Here is a 24,847-nt window from a genome sequence, read left to right on the forward strand (position 1 = left end):
TGGAAAGATAGGTATCGATAGGAAGTGAGAGTGGTCAAGATTAACTTGAAGTGCATTTGGAAAAATGAAACGAACTCACAAAAATTCGGGAATCCGAATCCTTACCAGAAACGATTAACGAGCGGTAATGATCCTGTCCAATTCCTCGTTTTGAATATACCAATGGATCGGTTCTCCTTTTCCAAAAACGGTCGATGGGGAGATCCCGAATATTTCCCGAAATACATTCGTAAAATGTGCCTGATCATAAAATCCGGCGCTCAGTGCGGCATCCGCGAGGGAGGCTCCTTGTTTGAGTGCGATGACGGCGGTCTTGATACGGAACCATTTGCGAAACGCACGGAGTGGCAAACCGACCACGTTCTTAAATTCGTGTTGTAACCAGGAGGCGGACATTCCGATTTCTCGAGCAAGCTCGTCAACGTTTACAGTCTCTTCCGGATTCTCGACGAGCTTTCGCAAAACATGAATTAGTCGATCATCGTCTTGGATGTTTTTTGCGGGAAGCAAACGATTGAAGGGAAAGGAGTCGTTCAGAATCTCAGGATAACATTCCGAGTTTGTTTTGAGAATCTCTTCACAAGTAGCGATCAATTCCGGCGCCCAAAGGGGATTTTCGGAAAGTCCTTTCGGTCCGGCTTCTTCGGCGAGGATCGCTCCGATTTCACTTCCCGGATCGGCGAATAAAATTCCTACCGTTCCGCTTAGAATGGTTTCGTGACTCAATGCACCATCGAATACAAAACAACGAGCGCTCATCCATTCTTCGGTTCCTTTGATTCTTTTTTTGATTTCACGATCGAGACCGACTACCGTAGCCGAGGTCACAGTCGAATGAAAGGAAAGGTCCGGGAGTTTTCCGACAAATAGAACCGCACCTCTGAGCGCACAGATTACGTTCTGCATCGATTCATCTTATTCGAAAAGGAAAAGGATGCAATAGAAAACTCTTTCTCGCCGAGAATTCGATCGCGAAAAAAAATCAACGCGGTTCGGCAATCGCGTATCTATATTTCGCCTGAGCGGCTCTTTTGTTTTCTTCGTTGAAAAAGTCGCAAACGTATTCCAAAAGTTTTCCATTCTTACGAACGAGTCTTGCCTTGGCTCGCACCGTGTCCGTTCTCACCGGACGAAGATAACGAATCGTCGCATCCATCGTAAACGTCCTTTCTCTTTCGTTCTCCACGTGGAAGAAAGCCATGATCGAAGTAAGCGTATCGCCGACGCTAAAAAAACAACCACCGTGCATAAATCCGTGAAGTGCGCGGTTACTCTGGGAGTACGGTATGTCCGCTTCCGAAAGTTCGGATGTAACTTTGAGGACTTTCATGTTAGTCGCGCCTGGATGACATTGATCGATCAGGTTCTGCGCTTGTTCAACGAGGCTACAATCTTCCTTTAATGTGAAAAGATCCGTGGGTACATTATGATATAATAATTCGGAAACGGTCATTTTTTCCTCTCTTTCTATGGAAGAAGAATAACACGTTTCGTTTTTTGGGTCTTGGAAAAACATGCAATTCCTGCGAAATTCGAAACCTCAATTTAGAAAAAGAGAATCTTTCCTTTATTTAAAAATTCTTTCTAAGTTATAGATTTTTTTCGGACTTGCGGGAGCGTTCCTTTCTTTGAGATCGTCGATTTCATTGGAAGTCTTACGATCCTCTCGAATGTTTTCCAAACTGGTCCACATTGACTGGGGAATTTCAATCGAATAAGAAAAATCGAATTTTTCTCTTTCACCCGGTTTGACGAGAAGCGCCCAAGAGAGAGTCCCATTTGCGTCTTTCTTTAAACTTTCGTGATTCGATCCCAAAAATTTCGTGGAGATGTTCGGGTCCGCAGATACGGGGAATTGATCGTAAACGAGGACCTGTCTCGGTCGCTTCGTATAATTGGAAACTTCGATCTGCCATTGATTTTCGATCTGTACGGTTTTGCCCAAAAAACCGGCGCCTGCGACTTCACCTTTCAGAAGGGTTCTCTTGAGTTTCATTCGTTGATCGGGTCCTAAATACATTTCGAATTCTTGACCCACTGCGGTTCTATTTCCGGGAGTATAACTTCCTATAAAACTACCGTCCATAAAAACCTTTACGTCGTTCCAGAGTAAGGGCATCTTCGTAGTATTCTTAAATTTTGCTTTGAGAAACACGAAATTGGAAAGAGTAGGGATCGCCACGTGGGAAACCGAGCCCTTGATCTGCGCGCTGTCCATCGAAATCCTGTGTTCTGAGTTATCGCTGACGACCGTTTCTCTATTAGGTAAACGGAATGTAAAGTTGGCGGAATCTTCTTCTCCCTCTGAGACTTCGGCGTCGCTCGGGTTTTGTTCGTCCGAGTTGAACGTATTTTTATTGCTACCGGGCTGAGACAAACTTCCTTGGCTCACTCTCCAAGGTCGAAGAAGAGGTAAGGAGATTGCGGCGGAAGGTTTCGCGCTCGAAATCGTGATGTCCACATTCTTCCAATCTTCTCCAGTGTATTGGCGAAGAGCCACTCGGGATTCTAAACGGAAATCTCCTCCTTCGGAAGAACCGTGGAGATCGTAAATTCCTCTCCAAGAAACGTTCGAGACTAAATACTCGATGGAGATCGAACCTTTGGAACCCGGCTTGCCGGAACAAACTACCTCGACTTCGGATTGGGACCAACGTTTTGCATCGGCCATTCGTAAGAATGCGGAGTTCGCTTGCGCGAATTCTTTATTCAATTGTTCTAATCTTTCTTCGGATCTTTGAATTTTTTCAAGATAAGAGTTTCTGCGATTTTCTAAGAATTCCAGACTAGTGGACCAATTCTTTACGTCAACGGCATTCGAACGGAGTTGTCGATCCGATTCTTCGGTTGTCAACTGTCCGAAACTCGAGAGAAGTTTTAACTGTTCACGGAAACTCGTTTGTCGATCCGTTTCGGAACGAATCTCTTGCTGAATCGAAACCATTTTCTTTTTTAGAGGATCGTTTGTGATTTCGGAATCTTCTCCAGCGGGAATCGTACGAATGGAAACGGACGAAATGTTTAGGGTTCCCTCGGAGGAAGCCCGAATCGAATCGAGAATCACGGCGGCGGGTAAACGGACAAAACGAAGCGTCGTTTCTTCTCCCTGAAGTTTTACATCTTGGTTTCTCCGAACGAGGGCTCGATCGGAGAAAATTGTTACGGATTGGATTTTACCAATGACTCGGGAAGAATCCTGGTCTTCCGCATTTAGAAAAAAGAACGGCAAGAGAAAGAGAAATATTGCGGATGGAAGAATTCTTTTTGAATTCGATTTTTGTACAGTTTTAGGAAATGGTTTCATTGGATCCTCGTCTTTCATTCTATCGACTAAAAAGATCGATACGGACTAAAAATGGTTTCCTATTTTCGAAAATTTGGCAATCACAAATGGGACTTCGATTCTTCTCATTCGGGAAAATTGGTCGTTCCTTCCTGTTTTCCCGTCGAACATGATTCTAAATAGGATCCACATACGGGTTAGCTCGTTTTTTATTAGAATATTAGAAAAACAAGATAAACTAAAATACATACGATTATTCGATTGATACGAGACGGGATCCTTTATTCGTATATTTTAGCGTGGATCGTTTCCAACAAATCGGAAAAGAATGGAACCGGAAAAACGGACGTCTAACCTTAGATTTCGAAAAATACGGAGCGAAAGAAAGAATGCGGAGGGTTTCCCCGTCTTTTTAAAATTAGATTGACAGGGGCTAAGAATTCCATCAGGTACTTTGCAAAGCGCATTTATTTTTCAATCTTTAGACAAGGTAAGTCCTATCACTATGCAAGAAACAGGTTTACGCGAGACGATCTTAAATGTGGCCGGTTCGCTCTTTATCAAACGCGGCTACAATTCGGTTTCGATAAAACTCATTGCTGAAGAGGCGCGTTGTACTACGGCGGCTCTCTATTACTATTTTCCGGAAGGGAAGGAAGCGATTCGTAAGGTTGTACTGTATTCGCATTTACCCGATCCGGAACAAATTGTGGAAGTGGGCAAATCCGCAAAGTCGCTTCAGGAATTGTTTTCTCAGATTGCTCTGCGGGTGTGCGGGCACGATTCGGACACGGTTCGAAAAGAGCGCTGGCTTTTGGCGGAGTTTCCGAATTTTACGGACGCGGATCGAGAGGTGATCCATGGAAAATTAAAGGCGATTCATTCCGCTCTCGTCACCGAAACCGGGCGATACGTTTCCGATTCGGAAACAACGAAACTTCTCTCGTGGCTCTTTATGTCCGCCAGCTTCGGTTATGGACAACTTTTTGGGAGTCTTCAGTTCAATAAGGTGACCGATTTCCCTACGGCGGAATTTGCAGAAAGGATTGCCAACCTCTTATCGAAAGATGTAAAATCCTAAAAAAAAGGTGACAAGAGAGAATTCTCTCCTGGATCTTAAAAATTCCCGTTGATGGTTCTAAATTTTTTATTGACTTACTGATCGATCAGTAAGTTCTATGTCTTAGGGAAGAATTCGCTTTTTTGAAAATGGGAATTCGACTTATAGGAAGAGTGGTTCTGTTTTGAATTCAGTAATGTCCACAAAATTTGGACCCTTCTCTTTCGAAGTTATTTTTGCCTCGAATGGAGTGGGCGATTTTTATCGGAATTTTTTTCCTAGTCGATTCTCATGGGCCATTGGGTCGGATACCCATTCCGAAAGGATTGGGGTTTCCAGGGTGATTTGAAGTCTTTTTATTTTCGAGCGAGGCTTACTGATTAATCAGTAAAAGTGGGATCAGAGTTTTTCAGACCGCGGATTGGACGGGATAACAAAATTTTCAAAAGGAAGCAAGATTCTAAATGGAACTTCACTTACAAGAAATACGAGAACAACAAAAGGAATCTTGGAATCGATTCTCCCCGGGTTGGAAGAAATGGGACGACCTGTTTATGGATTTTTTGAAGCCGATGGGAGATGAAATCATTCGCAGGCTGGATCTGAAAAAGACGGATCGAGTTTTGGATATAGCCGCGGGAACGGGCGAACCCGGTTTGACGATTGCTACTTTGGTCAAGGATGGATCCGTCCTCATCACCGATCTCGCGGAAGATATGCTTATCGTGGCAAAGGAAAACGCGAGACGTCGAGGTATTACGAACATCGAGACACAGGCTTGTGACGTGAGTGAACTTCCTTTTCCCGATAACACCTTCGACGCGATCAGTTGTAGATTCGGCTTTATGTTTTTTCCCGATATGAAACTCGCCGCGAGCGAAATGTTTCGTGTATTGAAACCGGGTGGAAAAGTCGCAACCTCGGTTTGGAATGTTCCGGATAAGAATTTTTGGATCACCGCCGTGATGGGTGCGATTCAAAAGAATATGAACTTACCCGCTCCCATTCCAGGCGCTCCGGGAATGTTTCGTTGTTCCGAAAAAAATCTCATCTTCAATCTGTTTCGAGAGGTAGGTCTGAAGAATGTTTTTGTCAAAGAAGTCGACGGCAAACTCAAGTGTCAAACCGCGGAAACGTATTGGAACGTGATGACCGAAGTAGCGGCTCCGATTGTTGCGGCCCTTTCCAAAGCCGACGAAAATTTAAAAGAGAAAATTAAGGAAGAAGTGTTTCAATCCGTAAATCAAAAGTATTCCAGCGGAGACGTTCAGATCGAATCGAGCGCCTTGGTTGTCTGGGGAGAAAAATCCTGAAGATTCTTGATCGGCTTGTGATCGTTTCCGTTTTTGTGAAAATAATAATTAGAATAAAATGATATTCGAATGAACTAATTATTTTCGATTCAGGGAGAACCGGACAGGATGGAGCTTAAAAAAAATTACCTTTTGTACTACTTCGCACTATTTTACATAGTAATTTTGCATATCGTAGTCTATTATTTTCTCATGTTCCATTTTCAACGGGGAAACAGGGAGTGGAACGTGGGTTTTTTTTTCGGACTTTTCCGATAGATCGTCCTTTCGTCCGTCTGTGTGAGAGTGTAAGAATTCAATAGGAAGGGGTTGTCTTTGTAGATTTCCCCGATGTGGATTCTGATTATTTTTGAATCGTTCCTTTTCAACATTCTTCTTTGTGCAACCACACCTTTGTTGACTCCGCTTTCTAGAACGTTCATTCCCTTTTTTTGATTGAATCGATTCGATTCGGCTCTATAACAACGCTTTGTTCCTCTTTCGGATTTGTAACTTGACTTCCATATGGATTCGCTCATGGTCTGTTTCAAATAAAATAGACTAGTGGTCTATTTAAATTAGAGAAATGGTGTAAGAGGAGTTTATCCATGAGTCGTAGGTTACTGTTTTTGGCGGTCGTATTTTTTTCGACAATGAGCGTTTCTGCTAAGTCCTATGCGATCGTAGGTCTTGGTCTGCAATTGGATTTAGGTGAAATGGGAAGCACAATCACGAAGGATGGAATCGACGCGGCTACGTATTTCGGGCCCGTACGATCTTCGAATCCTTGTTCCGTAGGAGTCGATTCGGGTTGTGTTCAAGATCCTTCGAAGGCCGCAGGCACGGGAACGTATCTCGGTGTCGGAGTTCGACGCGCGGTTCCTTCTGAAAATAGGCTCATCATTTTGGAGCGCACTACGGGAGGTCTTATCAACGCGAGAAGCACAAAAGGCGCCATGGTTGGTGGAAACTTGATGGTCGGTTACGAATCCGATTTTGCGAAGTATTTCTTTTGGAGGATCGCGGCCGAATACACACAAAAAATTGCCGGTGGTATTACCAAAGCGGATATGCTTGGTATCAGTTTGGTCGATATCACTTGGGGATTCAGTTCTGTCGTCATTCCAGCCACCGTCGGCCTCAAAATTAATTTTACGGAAGATACGGCTATTTATTTGGGCGCGGGTATCAATTATTTCAACGGCGGCTGGTCTTTAAATGGTACGAACAATATCAAGGCGGGATACGATGTTCTCAGCGCGGTTGGGCTTTCCACTTTGGCAAATCTCGTGAGCGACGGTACGGATCCGGTTTCAACACGCGAACACACACGCTTTCGTGCTTCCGGCTTTGCGCCTAACTTCTTGATCGGAACACAAGCTCGTGTTTCGGAAAAAGGTCACGTATTCATCGAAGTTGAAACGATTCTTTCCGAAGCCTATTCCGTAGGGAAATCGCAAACAGTAGGCGGTGCGGTGAATATTTCTCCGTATCCCGCATTCTCCATTGTAGTGGGCGGTCAAGTTTATCGGTTCGGTTTTAAACAAGAACTCTAAGTCTATGTTGTTTCATTTACGGAAGTAATCCACTTCGCGATTGAGAACCTGTGATTGCCCTGCGAGTTGTGAGGCGAGTACGTTGATATTATCCGAATTTGTAGATACGGCTTGTGTATTTTGTGAAAGACGAAGAACGGATTCCGCAAATTCGGTTAGGGTCAGAGATTGTTCCTGCGTGGAGTTTTTGATATCAGCGGCCAAACGATTGATCAAATCGAAATTTTGTTTGACCGCTTCGTTCGCCGAAAGTTGCCGCAGAGAAAGCGCGGAGATTTTTTCGACCATAGGAATCGATTGTTTGATACTCACTTCGATTTTCGTAAACGACTCCGCGGACTCCGCCATATCGTGCGCCCCTTCTTTGACACGTGTGGTTGCGTCCTCGATCAGACTTTGAATTCTTACCGCGTTGCTATTCGTATTCTCTCCCAATTTCGAAATTTCCTCCGCGACCACGCTGAATCCTTTGCCGGCTTCGCCGGATCTCGCCGCTTCGATCGAAGCGTTGATCGAAAGTAATTTGAGCTTATCCGCGATCGCAAGAATGATCGTTAGCGCCGATCCCATCTTGTCCGTACTGGTTTCAATTTTGGACATGGTGCGAACGGATCTTTCTATCGATTCTCTTCCTGTTTCGACAAAGCTGGCCATTCTACTCGCTTCCTTTTTTGCGAAGCCGGATTCTTGATGAATCGCTCCGATCGCGTTGCTGAGTTCTTGAACCGCGTCTTCCGCGATTCGAACCCGTTCTTCCTGATTGTTCGCCTGATGGAGAACCGATGTACCGCTAGCGGATAATTCTTCGACCGCAGATGCCAATTCTTCAAATGAGGCCGCTTGGTCTTGGGCCTGAGTTGAAAATTTTTGCGTATCGTTTGCAAGGATATCCGATCGTTCCTGCAGGGTTCTCGCTTCGCTTCGTATCGCCATTACAACCGAATTCATTTTGGAAAGGAACGCGCTCATCTTATGGCTCACTTGTCCGATCTCGTCGCTTGAGATCAGGGCCATCGAACTCTGGATATTCCCCGATGCGATCGCACTTACGATTTCGGATATCGCATTTGAATTCTTCCTTAAGGAACTTAAGAATAATTTGGACGTTGTGAATATCATCAATGCCAAAAGAAGAAAAGCCACAAACAGAGCATACTCGATCGGATACGCTTCCGAGTAGGAACCTCTTAATACCAATAGGAAGTACGTCAGAAATATGATCGGCAATAGGACGATCGAAGAAAGAGTATAGATGAATCTTTGTTCTAATGTCACTTTGTGATATTGCTTCGGATCCAATTCGACTTTTTCTAAGTCCGCATTTTGTAAGATCGAAGAGATTTCGATTTCCGATACGAAAAAGTGAGAACATGCTACGATACCGATAATCATACACCAAAGAATCGGATAGAGTAACGTTTCTTGTATCGTCAGAGGAATGAGTGCGTTTGTCGTGAAATAGGCGATTCCAATTCCAATAGTCCATTGTGCAACGGTGATGGCTACTTCCAATAGAGGAAAATTCAATAAGGAGATTTTTCTCTTTTGAGCGGACACTTCGATCGACGGGGGATCGGTATTTTTAGAAATAGGATGAGTCAAGATTCTTCTTAAGATTTGCCAACGAATGAACAATACGAACAGAGTGATCAGAGTCGCGGTCAATACCCCTTCTAAAAAGTAAACGAGCTTTTCGCCTGTAAATCCGCCCGCGACTACGATAAAAACGATTCCGATCGGCACACCTTGCAAATAGGTGATCGCTTCCAATTTTAGGGAAAGTCGAAGGAGAAATCTGGATTCGTCGGACATGAAAGGCCTCTTTTGAACCGGACCGAATTCTCCGTCTCGGGTCAGACTATATACAAAGGATCTTCTCGAATAAGTCAAAAATAAATTTCCTGATTCTTTTTGAATACGGGGTTCTGAGAAAGAATGTTTTTTATATCACCAGTTTTCGTTCCTAAAAAAGAACCGATCATTCCGTCTGAGGGAAACCCCGAATTGATGTTTGTTTTAGTTTGATTGGAGATGATTTATGAATTATAAAAATAGAATATTCATTCAATATGATGAATATTCCTTGGGATCGATTCTTATCGACTGAACGTTGATCCGAAAAGAGAATTCGTCGGCCCCGAGATTGCCAAGTTTGCGCTCGCGGCCAAGGACACATCGAGTCCGCTCGCTCCTTGACTGTAGAAAAGATAGGCTCGACCGGAACTGGTCGTATTTCCTGCCGCACCCGCGATCCAGTCCGCAAATCCGTCTGCGTTCCAATCGCCAAAGGCTCCGACTCCAAAGGTGTCTCCCGGTGATTCTCCTTCGATGATTGTGGAGGTGGCTCCGGAGATCGTTGTTCCAGTCGAATGAAAGACGACTGTTTTTCCAAGTCCTGCATTGAAGTTTGTGGCGCTTACGGCGAGATCCGAGAATCCGTCTCCATTTACATCGCCTAACGCTAAACTGCCGCCGAAGGATTCTGCGGCTGTGCCGGCTGTAAGAGTTTGATTCGCTCCGCTCACGGATACGGCGGTGAGTCCGCTCGAGCTTCCATGAAACGTATAGACCCTTCCGTTCGATCCGGAATAGCCTGGGGAAGCGGCGATCAAATCTTCGAATCCGTCTCCGTTGATATCGCCGGTTTCCATGGAGATTCCGAACGTATCATTCGGCGAAGCGCCGGTAAGAGTCAGCGTAGGAGTTGCAGTATTGGTCGCAGTGATTCCGCCCGGCCCGCTGTGAAAGATCCAGAGTCTACCGGAAGAAGCGCTATATGTATTTCCGTTCACGATCAAATCGGAAAATCCGTCGCCGTTCAGATCACCCAATCGAATCGCCGAACCGAAGTTCGTTCCAGGTCCGACGATCGAAGTATTGGGAGCAGGGGAAACACCGCCGGTTCCTCCGTGATAAATTTGAGCGATGCCGGATCCAACGTAACCGCTCGTCGCGATATCCGTTATTCCGTCTCCGTTCACGTCCCCTAAAGAGAGAGAATACCCGAGTGTTGTGGAAGCACCCGCGTTGAGAACCAAATTCGCGTTTGCAAAACTAGATGCAAAAATTCCGCTCGTTCCGTTGCTATAGAAGATATATACTTTCCCGTTTGCTCCTCCGTATTCGAAAGAACCGCCTGCTACGAGATCCGCAAAACCGTCTCCGTTTACGTCCCCTAGTTGAAGCGCATATCCGAAGGAAGCGGCCGCATCTCCCGTGATGATCACGTTAGCCATCGTTGCGTTTGTGGGATTGAATCCTCCCATTCCAAGTCCGTAATAGAGATAGATGTCACCGTTTCTTGTGGTAGAAAATAAGGAAGCTCCGATCGCGATATCGGGAAAGCCGTCTCCATTGACGTCTTTGTTCTTTCCTTTCCACATACCGTAATTCAGAATCCCGGAAGGATTTCCGGAGAAATCCCTGCTTCGCACTTGGATGGAATGAAAACTCCCAGCTTTCCAAGAAGAAGGAATGAGATAACGCCATTGGACCGTTCCGGTTGCGGGTAAGAATGGTCCGGCATCCAGGCTCACTTCGATACTCGATAAATCGTCGTTCGCCGTTCCGACTATAAAACCGGATTCTAATATTGAATTTCGAGAAGAAGAAAGATTTGCGACTTTCAGAGTGGGTTGAGTTTGACCCAGACAAGATCCGGAAAGAAGACATTTTAGAATTTCAGTTTCCGTCCAGGCGCGCGAAAACGTAATCTCCGGATTGAAGATCGGTTTTACACAACCCATCAACCAAAGCGAAAGGAAAACGGCGGAGCCATTGAATTTTTGGATTCTTTTCAAAATAATAATATGAAAAACGAAAATAACTCCAAGGAAATTACAAAGATTCTTCTTTTTGGAGAACTTTCCAAGTCGATTGGAAAAACATTGGGATGGTGGGTAAAAATGAAAAGCTGATTTCTATCAGCGTTTAAAAGTTATTTCTTAACTTCTTCGCGATTCATGCAGAATAACGCATTTCGCTTAACATTTCTACTTCCGTATCAGAAAAAAATCCCTCGAACGAGGGATACGCGGACAAAATCTCGGCCTCATCAAATGAGAGCGGATTCGTTTACGGATTTACGGCAACCCAAGAAGGTCCCGTTCCTGTTGGAAAGCTCGAGTTCGAAAGGGTTCCGTTGAGATACGCACCCGTGGTAGCATTGAAGAAAGTAACGGTCGCAGAGGTAGAATTGGTCACATACACTAGGTTCGCAATCGGATTGACCGCAACGCTTGAAGCTCCGGTTCCCGTTTGGAAGCTGGAGTTTGCGAGGTTTCCGTTTAGAAAAGCACCGTTGATTGCGTTGTGATAACTAACCGTTTGCGCCGTCTGATTTGCCGAATATAAAATATTGGAAGAAGGATTGACTGCGATGGAAACGGGGCCGACTCCAACGGGAAGACTGGAATTGGTAAGCGTTCCATTGATATAAGCGCCGTTCGTCGCGTTGTAGAAAGTAACCGAGTTACCCGCATTGTTTCCCACGTACAAAAGATTCGCGGAAGGATGGATCGCGATTGAAGTCGGACCGGACTCAGTATTAAAACTCGCGGATAAGATAGCGGTAGAAGCTGTGTAATAGGAGACGTCGTCCAAATCAAAATTTGTAATATACATTCGATCCGCAGTTGGATCAAGCGCGATCGCCATCGGTGTGTTTCCCGCCGTCGCAACGCTGGAGTTCGCGAGGGTTCCGTTCCGATACGCTCCGGTTTTCGCGTCGAAAAATGTCACGGTACCTGAAGTCGAGTTGGTAACATAGACTAGATTTGCGTTCGCATCGACTGCGATCGAATAGGGATCCGTTCCCGTTGCAAAGGTCGAGTTCGCGAGAGTTCCATTGATGTATGCGCCCGTCTTTGCATCCAAGTATGTGATCGAACTCGCGGTTTGACTCGTAACGTAGACAACGTTTGCGATCGGATTGACCGCGACAAAATTAGGCCCCGCGGGAGTCGCAAAACTGGAATTAGCAAGAGTTCCATTGAGATACGCGCCCGTCTTTGCGTTAAAGTATGTGACCGTGTTTGCGTTAAAGTTGGTGACATACAGAAGATTGGGAGTCTCTTGCGGACCTCCGCTCTGTGTTAAAAGAAGAAAAGCCAAGGGTGTTAAATCCGAATCCGCCTCTTTTTCATTCGAAGCAAAAATGGTTAAGGCGGGCCAAATCGTACAGGATACGAGATAAAAAGGAAGTATGCAAAAAAGGAATAGTCTACGGTTCATTCTTTCGGCTCGAGCGGTCTTCTTGGTGTTTTCAAGGAATTTATAAACTACTCTCTTTAGATAGAACAAGGCAACAAGCCAATTTTACCGTTCTTTTTTTCTCAAAAAGAATCTACGATAAAAAAAAAGGAACAAGACACGGAGTATTACAGGCAATATTAGAAAATACTGTAATGATCGTCTCGTATTTCAGAACGTTCCTAGGTCATTTTGTATTGTCCGATCGGAGACCCGGTAATAAGATAGAATCGGACCTCGAGATGGAGCGCAATTTAGTAATTCTATTTATTCCTTTTTTATTTTTGTTCATTGCGATCGAGATGGGATTTTCCGACCTTAGAAATCGAAAACTCTATCGACTAGGCGATTCGCTTAACAATTTTGCCACCGGAATTTTAAACCAGATTTTTATTATCGTATTTCATTCGATCACGATTGCGGGTTATCTTTGGATCTATTCCCGCTGGAGAATTTTCGATCTTCCAGCCTGGCCTGGCCAAACGGTTTCGTGGATCTCGATGTGGGAGTTTTTCGGAATTCCGGAGGCCTATTTGTCTTTAGGAATCGTAGCCTTAACCTGGGGCGCGTGTTTGTTTTTTTATGAACTTGCGTATTATTGGAATCATCGATTCAGTCACGAGACGAATTTTCTTTGGGCGGGACATATCGTACATCATCAAAGTGAAGAATACAATCTGGGTGTCGCGTTTCGTCAGGCAAGTTTTCGAGGGCTCTTCACTTGGGTGTTTTATCTTCCGCTCGCCGTCATCGGTTTCCCGCCGATCGTGATGGGTTTGGTTGCACAACTCAGTCTCATCTATCAATTTCTGATTCACGTACGATGGATACGAAGATTGCCGGGTTGGTTCGAAACTATTTTCAACACTCCTTCGCATCATCGAGTTCATCACGGGATCAACCCGCAATACATCAACAAGAATTACGGTGGTATGTTTATCTTCTTTGACAAATGGTTTCGAACATTCCAACCGGAAACGGAGGAGGCGGTCTACGGAATCACGACACAACTCAAAAGTTTTAATCCGCTTTGGGCCAATTTTCATTATTGGGTGGAAATGTTCGTGCTCGGAAAAAATTCCAGGGGCTGGAAGGATCGGATAAGAATTCTTTTTGCGAACCCGGGATGGAAGCCGACAACCTTTGTTGAGCCGGAACAAAAAAGGATCAATCAAATTGAAACATTAAAAAAATATGATGTAATATTACCGAAGGGATTGACGATCTATTCCATTCTTTGGTCCTGTATTACGTTGTTCGGATCGTTTTTGGCGCTACTTTTCGCTTCCGAAATACCGACTTCGATTTTACATACGATTTTTTTTATGAGCATTCTTTCCTTTGCTTGTATCGGAGGAATTTGCGATCTCAGAAGATGGGTGCTCTACGCCGAGCCGATTCGATTGCTGTATCTCTTTTATCTAACCGTTACTTTCTTCGGCGATTCCAAAACGGCATATTTGATTTCAGGTTTTTTCCTGCTTTCTTGGCTTTGGCTGTTGAAAAACCGAGAATCTTTCGGAATGGACAAAGGACAAGGGATCGGAAACGAGTTATTGGAAGAAAATTGATTCTATTTTTTAAACTCTACTTGAATCGTATTTTGTAATCTTTCCTGAGGAATTCGAAAACTCCCCTTGTAAAGCCCGTCCTTACGCATAAAGGAAATGGAATATTCTTTCTCTTCTTCTACCAATTCTATGGAATAGAATTTTATACCATTTCTTTCAGTCTCGATCAGAGGATCTCCGTCAATTTTCGGGAAATCTACGAGAAGAGGGGATTTTCCGAAACCTCTGTTTTCTTGACCGTTTAGAATTTCGCTGATCTCGCGATAGAATGAGAATTGCAACCGTATCGTTTTATTCTCTCTTTGAATCCGTATATCCGCAAAGATATGGTTTCTTTCTGGATCGACTCTCTGTCTATCCAGACAAAAGAGAAGAGGCAAGATCAAAGAGGAAAAACAAATCCATCTTAAAATTATCATTTCACTAACGGATATTCTTGAAATACAACAGAAACCAGATTTTCGATAGAGTTTGTTCGAGCGTTTTTCAACGGATAAATTCCTTCACGACTTTGATCGTTTCTTGAGGATTTTCTTCTTGAGGAGTATGTCCGAGGTCTTCAAAAAAAACCAAACGACTTCCTACGATGTCCTTATGAAACTTTTCCGCGTTGATCGGCGGTTGAAGACGATCCTTTTTTCCCCAGAGAATCAGCGTTGGGATTCGAATTTCTGGAATACGTTTTTCTAATATTCTGGATTCTGAAACCAGCGTTCTTTGAAATTGTCCTAGAGCCTTTCTGTTCCCTTCTCTCAAAGCAAGTTCGAAAAAACGATCCACCTTTTCTTCGGTGACTTTCGAAGGATTTCCGTACGTGTTTTTTACGCTCGACTCGACCAATTTCCTAGGCAATATCTTATTGAGAAGATTGTTTAAGACTGGAATTCTCGCGATTCGAAAGGCGATCGGAACCGAAAGAGATTCCAATTTATATCCGCCCGCGTCCATAAGGACTAGTTTTTGAAATCGACTGGGTTGTTCCAACGCCGTACGCCAAGCGATATTGCCTCCGAAAGAATTTCCGATTAGAATGGCGCGTTTTACTTTAAGACGATCTAATATCGAGAGAACAAATTCGATGTATTTTTGAATCGAATAATCTTGGTCCAAGGCGGGTCCCGTTAAACCGAAGCCTGGTAAATCAAAACGAATCACTCTTCTTGTGGTTTTGAGTTCCTCGGACCAACCGTCCCAGGTGTGAAGAGAGGAGGCGCCTCCGTGGATCAACACGAGTGGAATCGGATCTTCTTTCGGTCCTTCGTCCCTTAGGTGGACCCTAAGGCCGTTTAACTCGATAAAGGTGGATGGTTTTTGCGCCCATCGGGCCTGTAATTCCTGGACCGTCCTATCCGATTCCCAATTAAAAACAATGAGAAGAAGAATTACGGACAATAAAGACGCGATAATTCCCAGCGTGATTTTTTTGATCAGTTTCAATTTCCTACCCATTCTCGTCCCTGTCGGATTGAAGGTTATTCTGAATTGTTAAACGAATCAGTCAAAAAGTTTTCGAGAGGACGAAGACGACGGATCGATTTTTCTTAATGAAATACATTATGAGATAAAAATATAGAATTTTAATGCGATTCTTCGATTCGTATCTCGATCGCCACCGAAAAAATCCGTCTCAACCTTCGTTTCAGTCCGGTATTTCCGCGATTTTGTTCACGTCCTCACCGCAGACCAATACAAATTCACTTTGGGAGCCTTTGAGTCTGCTTTCCAGATAAGGTTTGTATTCTTCCGATTCGTAGAATTTCTGCGCCGCGTCTTTTGAAGGCCATTCAATGATAAGAAAAAGTTGGGGGATTTTTCTTTCGCCTTCCATCTTATCTACGTTACCCGTTCGAGCCAGATATTTGCCTCCGAAATTTTCGACCATCTTGGTGACATTACGGACATAGGCGGGAATCCACCGAACGCTAGTTATATTGATTTCAGCGACTGAATAGTATTTCATGATAGTGGATCCGGTTTCGATTGGAAAACAATCGTCCCGATTCTTTCAAAAGTCAAGATATTCAGGAAGAATACAAACCTTTCTTATTGTCGAACACAGTAGATTCCATGCTGAGTGTCGCACCCACTTGCCGAAAAATATCCTCGATCGATAAAGTAGTTCGATAATTCTACAGGATCGCCGATCGATCCGTATGTAGTTCCTATTGCGGTGCTTGTCCAATTAAAACAACTTCGTAAATCTCCCGGTAACCAGGTTCCGGGAGAGCCGGGTGTATCGATTCGGATTCCGGTAAAAGTGTATGTGTTAGGCGGTCGAGCTCCATCAACGATGATCCGATTGGTAAGCGTTCCCGTATACATCGCTTGAGAGTCGGTTTTGAATGCAAGAACGCTGTCGTTCGGATTCAGAGTGCTTTTTTTGATATTGAGATAATTCGTGTTCGGATATAAGACCCAATTCTTCGTTAAATTTCTTCCACCGGATTCATCCATGATCATCGCTTTGTAGTCACTCGGGCTTCCGAAGGAGGAAGGTAAAACTGCCGCCGCATTTTGACACAGAGTATCTGCTCCCGCAACTCCACCGATATTTCCGTTGGTTAGAACTCCCCCAATATTGTAGAGTTCGAATATGTAGCAAGGCCCTTTGTCGGTTGCACAGGTTGATACGTTGGTAGATGGGAGATTCGAAGAAGAATTAAAAAACCGTGCGGGTTCGATTAGCGCAATCAACGGATTTTTAAGCGCATCCGTTGATAGTCTTTCCGCTTCATTACAGGAAACGAAGAATAATAGGAGAAGAATGGAAATAGAAACGGGAAAATTCGTGGATTCATTTCTCATCGTTTTTTAACCAAGCGAACCTGGCCTCATTTATCAAAACAAATTCACAAATGATAATTAAACAAAAAAACGAGATATCGGAATTTGGAAAGCCGAGTTTGGAATCAACGTTACAAATCAGGGAACGAAGCGCCGCTCCTCTTTCCTAGTGTTACCTCTTTTTTTATAATAGTTTATAAGTGGTGCAGAGTGATTCTTCTTTGATCCTTCGTGCAATAGGATCTTTCGCTCTTTACCGGATCATTCTTTTTTTGTCAATTCTCCCGATTGAACGTCTAGTTCTAAGATGATTCCTGAGAGATTTTCGCTTTTTTCGGTTAAGGAAGCCATGGAAGTTTGAAGGTCGTTGATTGAACTTACGATCGCTCGAAGACCGACCCTTTGTTCTTTCGATGCCAATTCTATTTCCGATGATAATGATTTCAGATAATCTAAGTTGGAGAAGAATTGAGAATTGATCGAAGTCTGTTCTCGAAAGAGTTGTGTGAATTCTTCGAAATGGGAAACGAAATCGTGAAAGAGGGAATCCTGTTCTTGAAAACGTTCGGCGGTGATTTCTGCGGATTTTTGTCCCGAGGAAACATGATTCGTGGATTTCTTGATGATGTCGGAGATCAAATCGGCGTTTCTCGCGCTACTTTCGGCGAGTTTAGAGACTTCTTGTGCAACAACCGCAAAACCTTTTCCGGCGCTTCCCGCCCTTGCCGCTTCGATCGAAGCGTTTAAGGAAAGAAGGTTTGTTCGATCGGCCACTTCGGACATGATTTGATTTACGTCGCTCACGCTTTTAAACGAATCTCCGAGGGCGAACAAAGAAAGAGAAAGTTCTTTTACAAAGCCGTTGACTGCGGAACCTGCGTTTCTCACTTTATCCAAACTTTGATTGAGGTGATGATTGAAAGATGTGATACGTTCGATGATCGCTTTGAGGTTTTGACTGTGTACGACGAGGTTCTCGATATTCTGAAATTGATTCTGCACGGTTTCGGCCGAACTTTCAGTCTGCGCTTGAAATTCTTCCATCGTGGAACTGATCTCTTCGAAGGAGGACGCGTGATCGGAAACGATTTGAGTAAAATCGTTCATAAAGTCCCTTAGGTTCTGAGAAGAAGTTCTTAAATAACCCGCCGACTCACGCATCTTATTCGTTTTTTCGTTCATTATGTTTTGTGAATGTTCTAATTCCCTTTGTCTTCTTTCCGAGTTCTGAACCAACTTCAAAAAGAGACTGACAAGAAAGCGAACGATCATGGAGGCAGTGAAAAGAAAAATGATTTTCATAACCTGCTCCGATAAGGAGGCAAAACCGGCGGAGGCGGCCAACAAAGGATCGTCCACCATCTGTAAACCGTATTGTACCGCGACGATGATCACAATCGATTGAGTTAAGGACGTAACCAACCCCATAACTAAAACGAATCCTGGCGAAAGAAGAAGACCGGAACAAATGATATAAAGGTAGGCGATCCCGTAAAAAATCTGCCCTTTGACGATCACTCCCGAGTTTTGAGGAACATCCGCGGCAACGACGATCATCGTAGAAAACAGACTCAAAACATCCAAAATCATAAACAACTGACTTTGCCTTTCTGAAATTTTTCCGTGAACCTTTATTTTATAAAAACTATAAATGGCGTACAACAACATACTCGACACGCCTAAAAGATAGAATGTGTTCTGAGTAACCGTACTCCGTTGCCACGAAGCTATTATGGAAACGTAAAATAGTACGATTAGGATCAATCGTATCCAATTGATATAAGCAGGACCGGACGCGATGATCTCTCGATCCGTTGGATGAGTTTTAGAATCTCTTGAAAGCATTCGGCTTTTTACATCGGTGCGATTTTCGCTCAATGTAAATTTGCTTCTTTGAAAAATCGAAAATTTTAACTTATAAGGTGACGAATGCGCAAAGAAACATCAGGAACCTGCTTATAATTCCTTAATAAATTATTTCTTATGGATCGGTTTTGATAAGCGAAATTTCAAACGATCACCTGTTCTAAGGGGCGACGAGGGGAGTTTGGCATTCGTTGGGAATATCCGAAACGAACCAAGAGTTGCGGATAAGCCTTCCCGAGATTGAGATATTCTCCTAACTGAGAGCGAAGTTTCGGAACTTCGGCGGGTTGATTCATAAAGGCGGATTTGACGTTTAGAGAAGTGGCCAGTAACGTCCATCGTTCGAACGCACGTCCCACATCGATCCAGGATTCTTTGTCGTTTTTCTGTGACGTGAATACCAACATTCCGGAGGAACTTCGGATTAATCTTTCATCCGAGTTTCCTTGGCTCTTTGCGCTCACTACCGCGTCCATAAGAATCTGACCGAACCAGCGAGGAACGGAAGGATTGCCCGTACATCTCGTGGCCAATCCGTCTCCTTTTGCGATGGCTTCGGATTCGTTGAATCGGATCCAGTCCTTAAGTTCTTGATAATACTCAGGATTGGAAAGTTGGATACGATCTCCTTCTTTCACATATTCGATCAGAGCTTCGATTTCTTTTTTGTCAGTGAAGACGAGATTCTCAATCGTTTTTGCTTTGGAGAATGAATCCAATTTTTTTAGTTCGGAAACGGACAGATTCCTACCGTCGTATTCGTTACGTGTGGATTGTCTAAGTGGAATCGCGCGGAAATTGGCTTCGTCCTTCTTCGAGGCTCCTTTTTTGAGAGTCACTCGAATACATTCTTCTTCTTTAGCGGGAAAATATTCAACTTCCGGAATGTATCCCATTTGCTCGGAAGCGATCACGAGATTTTCGAGGGCGCAACCTAAACTTATATAGAGTTCTCGATCGTCGGGATCTACGATTCGTAATTTTCTACTAAAATCCGGAAAGATCCGAATTGTGTATTCATTGAACGAGAATTTCCAAGGTTGAGAGTTGTGACCGGAGGGAGCCAGTGTCGCATAACGTATTAAATCCAACATCTTTCCGTTTTCGCTCGAAAGATCGGAAAAGGATTTCATCCGTATTCGATTGACTTCCTCCCCATAATCGACTCCGTTACAACCGGGTAATAAGGAATGAAAGGTCAGGCCTGCTCCTAAAAGAGCGATCTTGGCAAGGAAGTACTTCCGAGTGAGACGGTCGGATACGATGGAGTGGCGTCTTTGCATTCTTGTTCTCCCCTCGAAACGGAAGATCCTCGCGCGAATCGAGAATCCAACGTTCCGGTCGGTTTATAGGAAGGATTAAAACGAAGAATGATTCAAGCAAAAATGTGGAATCTTAGAGTTTTGACTCGATAATTTCTTTGATCTGATTGATTTCCACCGGTTTGAGTAGATACCCTAAAGGATGAATGCTCAGCGCTTTTTCCTTTGTTTCCTTATCCGTATCACCGGTTACGAAAATGATCGGGATCGATTGAAACGAATTCATTTGTTTCGCGGTTTCGATTCCGTCCTGAGCCCCGCCTAGATTGATAACCATGAGAATAACGTCGGGAGGATTGTCTCTTGCGCTTTTGATCGCATTCTCTCCTTTCGAAACGTGATCTGTTATCTCATATCCGATTCGTTTTAATTCCTTTTGCAGTAACAAAGCAGTTAAGAATTCGTCCTCAACGATAAGAATTTTGATCTCGGATTTCATTTAAACTCGGGGAAAATAAAGATCGTTTCTGAACTGCAATTAAAAGAAAAAATTCGCTTGGTTACAAATGGATATTTTTCCGTGAAGTTGTCCTTCTCCGATTCCGTAGATCAATTTCCTGCCGAGTTAATCGAAATTTTTACGGTCGAGCGAATTTGAAATTTTGACTCCGTTATCGGAAGATTCGAATAAGATATCTCCTGAATCCAATGTATGAATCTCGATAGTCAGAAGTCCGTTAGACGGATCCGGAAACGCATGTTTTAAAGAATCTGAAACCAATTCCAAAAGGAACAAACCTATTGGACGGCGATATCCAAGAAGACGTGCTGATCTTCGATCTCGCTTTGAATCTATATTTCCTTTGAAACATCCTGATTTCGAAAATAAAAAGAGAATGGTAGTTTCGTGTTCGTTTATACGTAAACCAACCGAGACCGAAAATCGAAATGGAAACCGTGATGCTAAAAACTTCCGCGACGTTGTGAAATACGAGATAATCCGGAGCGGGCAAGTCGTAGTTTAAACGAAGGAAAGATTTTGAATGATTAGAATCGGTAAATAAGCGGAAACAAAAAGTGCGAAGAATTGAAGGATTCGTTTTGTACGATGTATGGATTCAGGAATTTATTTTTTTCTGTCATCGTTTTTCACCGCTTCGCGTTTGTTTTACAAGCCCCAATTCTTGGACTTAAAATCGATTCCATGCCGACAACTCGGGCCTTGTAATTCTAATTTTATGTAAATAAAAAGACGGCAGAGATTCCAAAGCGTATCCGCTCTTTAATCGGAACGATCCTTTTTTCAATCGACGAAAGAAATGTAAAAATGTTTCTTTCGATCTATCTCCGTCCAAATTTCAACTCAGGAATTGTGGGCGATTCGAATTCTTCCTTGGAAAAGGCAGACGTAGATGACTCACTTAAGCGACGCTCTATCGTATTATCTTTTGGATAGGATTAACCAATCGTAAATCAATTGCTCTATATCCTTCCTGTAATACGGTTTTGCAAGAAAGCCGGACATCCCCGCATTTCTGCACTTCGCCTTATCCTCTTGTAACACATCCGCAGTCACGGGAATGATCACGGGCTTTTTAACGATCTTCGGGTCGTTTAAGATCCACAGTGAAGCCGTGATTCCGTCCAAATTCGGCATGTTGATATCCATAAAGATTAGATCGAAGTTTTCTTTTTTTGCCTTTTCAACTGCTTCCAATCCGTCCTTTGCGACTTCGCAGTGAATATTCAACTTTCTTAAAATACGGGACAATAGAAAAACATTCGTGGAATCGTCCTCAGCGATGAGAATTTTCGTATTCGGAGGGAGTCCCGATAAATCGACTTCATCGATCGTTTTCGGAATTTCTCCGGAAGATTTTTCGGATAACAAAATTGTGAATTCAAACGTAGAGCCGCCGTTTTCGTTTCGGAACGCACGTATGGTCCCTTGCATCAGCTCCACCAATTTTTTCGATATCGCAAGTCCGAGTCCGGTTCCTCCGTAACGTCGCGAAATACTAGAATCCAATTGAAAGAATTTCTGAAAGAGAAGATCGATCTTTTCATTCGGAATTCCGATTCCGCTGTCGGCAACTTGGATTTTATAACGGACGAGATTCTCCGGTTTTATGGGTTCCGAATCCAGAATGATATCGATCGTTCCGGAATCCGTAAATTTGATCGCGTTCGAAATAAGATTGGAAAGAATCTGTTTGATTCGATGTTCGTCGCCCATAGCCGAGTCTATAAACCCGGGAGAATAAACTACGTTTAGTTCCAACCCTTTTTGTAGGACTTGATATTGAAAGATTCCTTGCATTTCTTGCAGAATCAGTTCCCAGGAAACGATGCCGAGCTCGAGTTCTATTTTATCGGCTTCTAATTTAGAATAATCTAAAATATCATTGATGATCTTAAAAAGGGTTTCACCGCTACTTTGAATTAGGCTTCGTATATGCTCTTGATTCGCGTTGAGAGGGGTTGTTTTGAACTGTTCGATCAATCCGATGATCCCGTTCAAAGGTGTTCTAATTTCATGACTCATCGTCGCCAGAAATTGAGACTTGACCTTATTCGCGAGTTCCGCCTCGTTTCTTGCTTTTACCAGTTCCTGAGTTCTCAATAACACCTGGGTTTCTAAATTCGTATTTTGTAATTCTTTCAATTCCATCAGTTCGCGATGAGTTCGAAGGCTCTCCTTCAGGGTCGATTCCAGCTCGAGGGCGAGTTGTTCCGATCTTTGGATCGCTCGTGTGAGTTTTTTAGCTAAAACGCTTGCTTGAAGAAGAATAAAAAGAATCACCCCGAGATTGGAATAGTATCCGGTAGAAAGATATCCTAACGTGAATAGAATGTCATTTACTACCGTCGTCGAAAAGACAACGTAAGCGACTAGTATTACCGAAGCTCCTTCTCGATTCTTTTTCAAAGCCCTGATCATATAAGGAATGAGACCGAGAGGAAGAATAGCGATTAGAGTAAATTCAACGGCGGAAAAACTAGTAAATACCGGAACGGGTAGAATGAGAGCGAAGATAAACATGGAAAATACGCCGATCGTCGAATAAATGAAGTTAGACGGAACCTCCGTAGGAAAAAGGGATTTGATAAACATACACATGGAAATACAAATCGAGAACACTACGAAGTAGATGAATCGAATATAAAAATCGAAGTTCATTTCCGGAAAGAATAAGACGATGCTGTGATTTTCCGCGCTCAATTGTCGAAGCGACATTAAAATACAAAAAAGGGCGAAATAAAAGTATTCTCTAGAGCGCGTACGAAAGAGAAAAATCATAAGATGATAGAGACCGACTAAAAAGATCGAGGAGAAACTCGCGATCTCTGCGAGAAGATGTTTGATCTGCGTATTACGGATCTGGTCCCATTCTCCGAAATACAAAGGACGCCAGAAGCCGTGATTCTCGTGATTGAAGTTTGAAACCCAGACTACGATTGTTACCTCGTCTTGAAGGTAATCCAACCGGACTCGATCCGGTCTGACGGCCGGGATCATACTTTCGTAACTGGACCCAACCTTCCCGACACGAATTACGGATTTCTGATTCACAAAGATTTCGAACGCAGATAGAATTTCGGTCCAACTGATTCCATAGGATCCTTGAAACGACTTGGGAAGTTTGATTTTGATCCGATAGGTGGCCTTTCCGAAAGGAGAAAGGTTTTTTTCGGGAATATCATAGAATTTCCAGTAAGAGGGGACAGCCTGATATCCGTTGCAGTGTTCTTTCCAGAACGACTCGTCTGCGTTCGGAGGGATCAACTCATCCCAACAGAATTCCCAATTCCCTCTTAAGTTGAGGATTCCATCCTGGTTCGGGTTCCAAGCGGAAAGATCCACTTCACCGTTCTGAACAAGAAGAGGATGGTTTTCGAAGTCCTTACAAGCGGAACAAAAAAATAAAATTAAAACGATCGGTAAGGTTGATTTGAAATCACTTAAACGCATTTGATTTGTTCAGAAATTTCGGTCTAAGTTCTTCTCCTCTCCAGGCTGAAAATTCCAAAGGGAAAGACCTCTCCTACATAGTATGACAAAATTTAAAAATTAGAAGCCGTTTTTTAAAAAATTCTAATATACTCGGGTTTCGGAACGGGTAAGAAGAACCGCCAAACGATAAGAAGTCGGTTAGCGATTTGTAAGACGAATCTAAGGGTTGAATTCTTTCAATTTCTAAGAATTAAAACGTTCCAATTCTTTCCGGAGATCAAGGACGCTCCTTTGCGATGGAGCGAAGGTTTGGGGAGCTTTTATGATCGTTTGTTTAATTTTAACGATTCCCTAAGAATATCCTTCCGGTAAAAAGAAAGGGCAGGTCTGTTTTCGGAGTTTCAGAAATATTTTCTTGATACGTTTTCAAAAACGGGTCTTCGATAACCGAGACAAAAATCGGATTTTGTTCAACGTGGTAAATTGTCGATCGATCAAAATTCCTACCGGGAATCTTGGAACTCTCGATACTGGTAAGAATCTTCCCTGCGAGTTCCTTGTGCGAAAAAAGGGATTGTGATCTTTCGAACAGAACGAAAGAAGAATTTAGAATTTGAATTTGATTCAAGATTTCCTTCGTCACGTTCGAACTGTTTTTATAAACCGTTCAACCGAGTTGGGCCGCTTTGTTCAAAAGGTTTTCAAACATTTCGGTTTCGAAAACTTTCCCTTTCGAAAGGGAAAGATATGTAAACGAAGAGAAGAGAATCATCGAGAATCGGTTCTCCAAAACCAATGTGAGTCGAGAAGAATTCGGAAATAAAATTTCCATCTGTCTCCTCTCCGCGCCTACGAATTAGCGGACGGAATAGGAATGAGAGATATCCTTTGCGTCCGAGATGCAATTCGCCTCAAAAGTTGGTTCCTCCGTTCCGGATGACTCTGCGGACTAGGTAGACTCAAGGAAA

The 24,847-nt window shown here is 43.4% G+C and carries 21 protein-coding genes and 1 riboswitch; of the genes, 4 read left to right on the plus strand and 17 right to left on the minus strand.

The features are described 5' to 3' along the window. Nucleotides 1-114: 114 nt before the first annotated feature. The 3 genes from DLM75_RS16175 to DLM75_RS16185 all read right to left on the minus strand — a co-directional run bounded on the left by DLM75_RS16175 (nt 115) and on the right by DLM75_RS16185 (nt 3,304). The gene (locus DLM75_RS16175; protein WP_118969526.1) at nt 115-906 is read right to left on the minus strand and encodes a helix-turn-helix domain-containing protein; all 792 of its coding nucleotides are present in this window, start codon (nt 904-906) and stop codon (nt 115-117) included. A gap of 76 nt (nt 907-982) precedes the next feature. Then, nucleotides 983-1,453: a PaaI family thioesterase gene (locus tag DLM75_RS16180; RefSeq protein WP_118969632.1), complete on the minus strand. Its 471-nt coding sequence runs from the start codon at nt 1,451-1,453 to the stop codon at nt 983-985. A gap of 114 nt (nt 1,454-1,567) precedes the next feature. Continuing rightward, the gene (locus tag DLM75_RS16185) at nt 1,568-3,304 is read right to left on the minus strand and encodes a mucoidy inhibitor MuiA family protein (protein ID WP_158586482.1); all 1,737 of its coding nucleotides are present in this window, start codon (nt 3,302-3,304) and stop codon (nt 1,568-1,570) included. 484 nt (nt 3,305-3,788) lie between these two features. Here DLM75_RS16185 and DLM75_RS16190 point away from each other — a divergent pair, with 484 nt between their 5' ends. Together DLM75_RS16190 and DLM75_RS16195 are read left to right on the plus strand one after the other, a co-directional pair. Next, the gene (locus DLM75_RS16190; RefSeq protein WP_118969528.1) at nt 3,789-4,364 is read left to right on the plus strand and encodes a TetR/AcrR family transcriptional regulator; all 576 of its coding nucleotides are present in this window, start codon (nt 3,789-3,791) and stop codon (nt 4,362-4,364) included. A 443-nt stretch (nt 4,365-4,807) separates the two neighbouring features. Beyond that, nucleotides 4,808-5,656, plus strand: a complete 849-nt coding sequence (locus DLM75_RS16195) for a class I SAM-dependent methyltransferase (RefSeq protein WP_118969529.1) — start codon at nt 4,808-4,810, stop codon at nt 5,654-5,656. Nucleotides 5,657-5,859: 203 nt separating this feature from the next. Here DLM75_RS16195 and DLM75_RS16200 read toward each other — a convergent pair whose 3' ends face one another. Then, a complete protein-coding gene (locus tag DLM75_RS16200; RefSeq protein WP_118969530.1) occupies nt 5,860-6,174 on the minus strand; it encodes a hypothetical protein in 315 nt (104 codons plus the stop codon). A gap of 69 nt (nt 6,175-6,243) precedes the next feature. Here DLM75_RS16200 and DLM75_RS16205 point away from each other — a divergent pair, with 69 nt between their 5' ends. Next, nucleotides 6,244-7,191, plus strand: a complete 948-nt coding sequence (locus tag DLM75_RS16205; protein WP_118969531.1) for a porin OmpL1 — start codon at nt 6,244-6,246, stop codon at nt 7,189-7,191. A gap of 12 nt (nt 7,192-7,203) precedes the next feature. Here DLM75_RS16205 and DLM75_RS16210 read toward each other — a convergent pair whose 3' ends face one another. From DLM75_RS16210 to DLM75_RS16220, 3 genes are all read right to left on the minus strand, one after another. Further along, nucleotides 7,204-9,003, minus strand: a complete 1,800-nt coding sequence (locus DLM75_RS16210; protein ID WP_147456648.1) for a methyl-accepting chemotaxis protein — start codon at nt 9,001-9,003, stop codon at nt 7,204-7,206. Between the two features lie 284 nt (nt 9,004-9,287). Further along, entirely contained in the window at nt 9,288-10,991 is a 1,704-nt protein-coding gene (locus DLM75_RS16215) for an FG-GAP-like repeat-containing protein (protein WP_118969533.1), read from the minus strand. A 274-nt stretch (nt 10,992-11,265) separates the two neighbouring features. Further along, nucleotides 11,266-12,423 carry a lactonase family protein gene (locus tag DLM75_RS16220; protein WP_118969633.1) on the minus strand — a complete coding sequence of 386 codons (1,158 nt, stop codon included), beginning with the start codon at nt 12,421-12,423 and terminating at the stop codon, nt 11,266-11,268. A gap of 260 nt (nt 12,424-12,683) precedes the next feature. On the opposite strand from DLM75_RS16220, the gene DLM75_RS16225 reads away from it, so the two are divergent. Continuing rightward, nucleotides 12,684-14,012, plus strand: coding sequence for a sterol desaturase family protein (locus DLM75_RS16225; RefSeq protein ID WP_118969634.1), 1,329 nt, complete (start codon nt 12,684-12,686; stop codon nt 14,010-14,012). A gap of 2 nt (nt 14,013-14,014) precedes the next feature. On the opposite strand, the gene DLM75_RS16230 is transcribed toward DLM75_RS16225, so the two are convergent. The 10 genes from DLM75_RS16230 to DLM75_RS24285 all read right to left on the minus strand — a co-directional run bounded on the left by DLM75_RS16230 (nt 14,015) and on the right by DLM75_RS24285 (nt 24,711). Continuing rightward, nucleotides 14,015-14,431, minus strand: coding sequence for a hypothetical protein (locus tag DLM75_RS16230; protein ID WP_118969534.1), 417 nt, complete (start codon nt 14,429-14,431; stop codon nt 14,015-14,017). 67 nt (nt 14,432-14,498) lie between these two features. Beyond that, a complete protein-coding gene (locus tag DLM75_RS16235) occupies nt 14,499-15,449 on the minus strand; it encodes an alpha/beta fold hydrolase (RefSeq protein WP_241547951.1) in 951 nt (316 codons plus the stop codon). A gap of 202 nt (nt 15,450-15,651) precedes the next feature. Then, nucleotides 15,652-15,972 (minus strand): DUF1330 domain-containing protein, encoded by a 321-nt coding sequence (locus tag DLM75_RS16240; protein ID WP_118969536.1) that lies wholly within the window; start codon nt 15,970-15,972, stop codon nt 15,652-15,654. Between the two features lie 83 nt (nt 15,973-16,055). Continuing rightward, complete coding sequence (locus tag DLM75_RS16245; RefSeq protein WP_118969537.1) at nt 16,056-16,817, minus strand: DUF1554 domain-containing protein; 762 nt, start codon at nt 16,815-16,817, stop codon at nt 16,056-16,058. Nucleotides 16,818-17,057: 240 nt separating this feature from the next. Further along, nucleotides 17,058-18,641 carry a methyl-accepting chemotaxis protein gene (locus DLM75_RS16250; RefSeq protein ID WP_118969538.1) on the minus strand — a complete coding sequence of 528 codons (1,584 nt, stop codon included), beginning with the start codon at nt 18,639-18,641 and terminating at the stop codon, nt 17,058-17,060. 164 nt (nt 18,642-18,805) lie between these two features. Further along, on the minus strand, nt 18,806-19,945 hold the full coding sequence (locus DLM75_RS16255) for an Acg family FMN-binding oxidoreductase (RefSeq protein ID WP_118969539.1): 1,140 nt from the start codon (nt 19,943-19,945) through the stop codon (nt 18,806-18,808). Between the two features lie 112 nt (nt 19,946-20,057). Next, nucleotides 20,058-20,423: a response regulator gene (locus DLM75_RS16260; protein ID WP_241547952.1), complete on the minus strand. Its 366-nt coding sequence runs from the start codon at nt 20,421-20,423 to the stop codon at nt 20,058-20,060. 238 nt (nt 20,424-20,661) lie between these two features. After that, a complete protein-coding gene (locus tag DLM75_RS25035; protein ID WP_118969540.1) occupies nt 20,662-20,937 on the minus strand; it encodes an MASE3 domain-containing protein in 276 nt (91 codons plus the stop codon). 428 nt (nt 20,938-21,365) lie between these two features. Further along, entirely contained in the window at nt 21,366-23,897 is a 2,532-nt protein-coding gene (locus DLM75_RS16270) for an ATP-binding protein (protein ID WP_118969541.1), read from the minus strand. 649 nt (nt 23,898-24,546) lie between these two features. Next, nucleotides 24,547-24,711, minus strand: coding sequence for a hypothetical protein (locus DLM75_RS24285; RefSeq protein WP_158586483.1), 165 nt, complete (start codon nt 24,709-24,711; stop codon nt 24,547-24,549). Next, a riboswitch (cyclic di-AMP (ydaO/yuaA leader) is annotated at nt 24,711-24,845 on the minus strand. (Overlaps the previous gene by 1 nt.) Nucleotides 24,846-24,847 lie beyond the last annotated feature (2 nt).

It is taken from the genome of Leptospira stimsonii (genome assembly GCF_003545885.1).
Classification (GTDB): Bacteria; Spirochaetota; Leptospiria; order Leptospirales; family Leptospiraceae; genus Leptospira; species Leptospira stimsonii.

Bases quoted from the DNA above. Each gene is read 5' to 3' on its own strand.
- DLM75_RS16175 (WP_118969526.1), bottom strand. From the start codon at position 906: ATGCAGAACGTAATCTGTGCGCTCAGAGGTGCGGTTCTATTTGTCGGA.
- DLM75_RS16180 (WP_118969632.1), bottom strand. From the start codon at position 1,453: ATGACCGTTTCCGAATTATTATATCATAATGTACCCACGGATCTTTTC.
- DLM75_RS16185 (WP_158586482.1), bottom strand. From the start codon at position 3,304: ATGAAACCATTTCCTAAAACTGTACAAAAATCGAATTCAAAAAGAATT.
- DLM75_RS16190 (WP_118969528.1), top strand. From the start codon at position 3,789: ATGCAAGAAACAGGTTTACGCGAGACGATCTTAAATGTGGCCGGTTCG.
- DLM75_RS16195 (WP_118969529.1), top strand. From the start codon at position 4,808: ATGGAACTTCACTTACAAGAAATACGAGAACAACAAAAGGAATCTTGG.
- DLM75_RS16200 (WP_118969530.1), bottom strand. From the start codon at position 6,174: ATGAGCGAATCCATATGGAAGTCAAGTTACAAATCCGAAAGAGGAACA.
- DLM75_RS16205 (WP_118969531.1), top strand. From the start codon at position 6,244: ATGAGTCGTAGGTTACTGTTTTTGGCGGTCGTATTTTTTTCGACAATG.
- DLM75_RS16210 (WP_147456648.1), bottom strand. From the start codon at position 9,003: ATGTCCGACGAATCCAGATTTCTCCTTCGACTTTCCCTAAAATTGGAA.
- DLM75_RS16220 (WP_118969633.1), bottom strand. From the start codon at position 12,423: ATGAACCGTAGACTATTCCTTTTTTGCATACTTCCTTTTTATCTCGTA.
- DLM75_RS16225 (WP_118969634.1), top strand. From the start codon at position 12,684: ATGGAGCGCAATTTAGTAATTCTATTTATTCCTTTTTTATTTTTGTTC.
- DLM75_RS16230 (WP_118969534.1), bottom strand. From the start codon at position 14,431: ATGATAATTTTAAGATGGATTTGTTTTTCCTCTTTGATCTTGCCTCTT.
- DLM75_RS16240 (WP_118969536.1), bottom strand. From the start codon at position 15,972: ATGAAATACTATTCAGTCGCTGAAATCAATATAACTAGCGTTCGGTGG.
- DLM75_RS16245 (WP_118969537.1), bottom strand. From the start codon at position 16,817: ATGAGAAATGAATCCACGAATTTTCCCGTTTCTATTTCCATTCTTCTC.
- DLM75_RS16250 (WP_118969538.1), bottom strand. From the start codon at position 18,641: ATGCTTTCAAGAGATTCTAAAACTCATCCAACGGATCGAGAGATCATC.
- DLM75_RS16255 (WP_118969539.1), bottom strand. From the start codon at position 19,945: ATGCAAAGACGCCACTCCATCGTATCCGACCGTCTCACTCGGAAGTAC.
- DLM75_RS16260 (WP_241547952.1), bottom strand. From the start codon at position 20,423: ATGAAATCCGAGATCAAAATTCTTATCGTTGAGGACGAATTCTTAACT.
- DLM75_RS16270 (WP_118969541.1), bottom strand. From the start codon at position 23,897: ATGCGTTTAAGTGATTTCAAATCAACCTTACCGATCGTTTTAATTTTA.
- DLM75_RS24285 (WP_158586483.1), bottom strand. From the start codon at position 24,711: ATGGAAATTTTATTTCCGAATTCTTCTCGACTCACATTGGTTTTGGAG.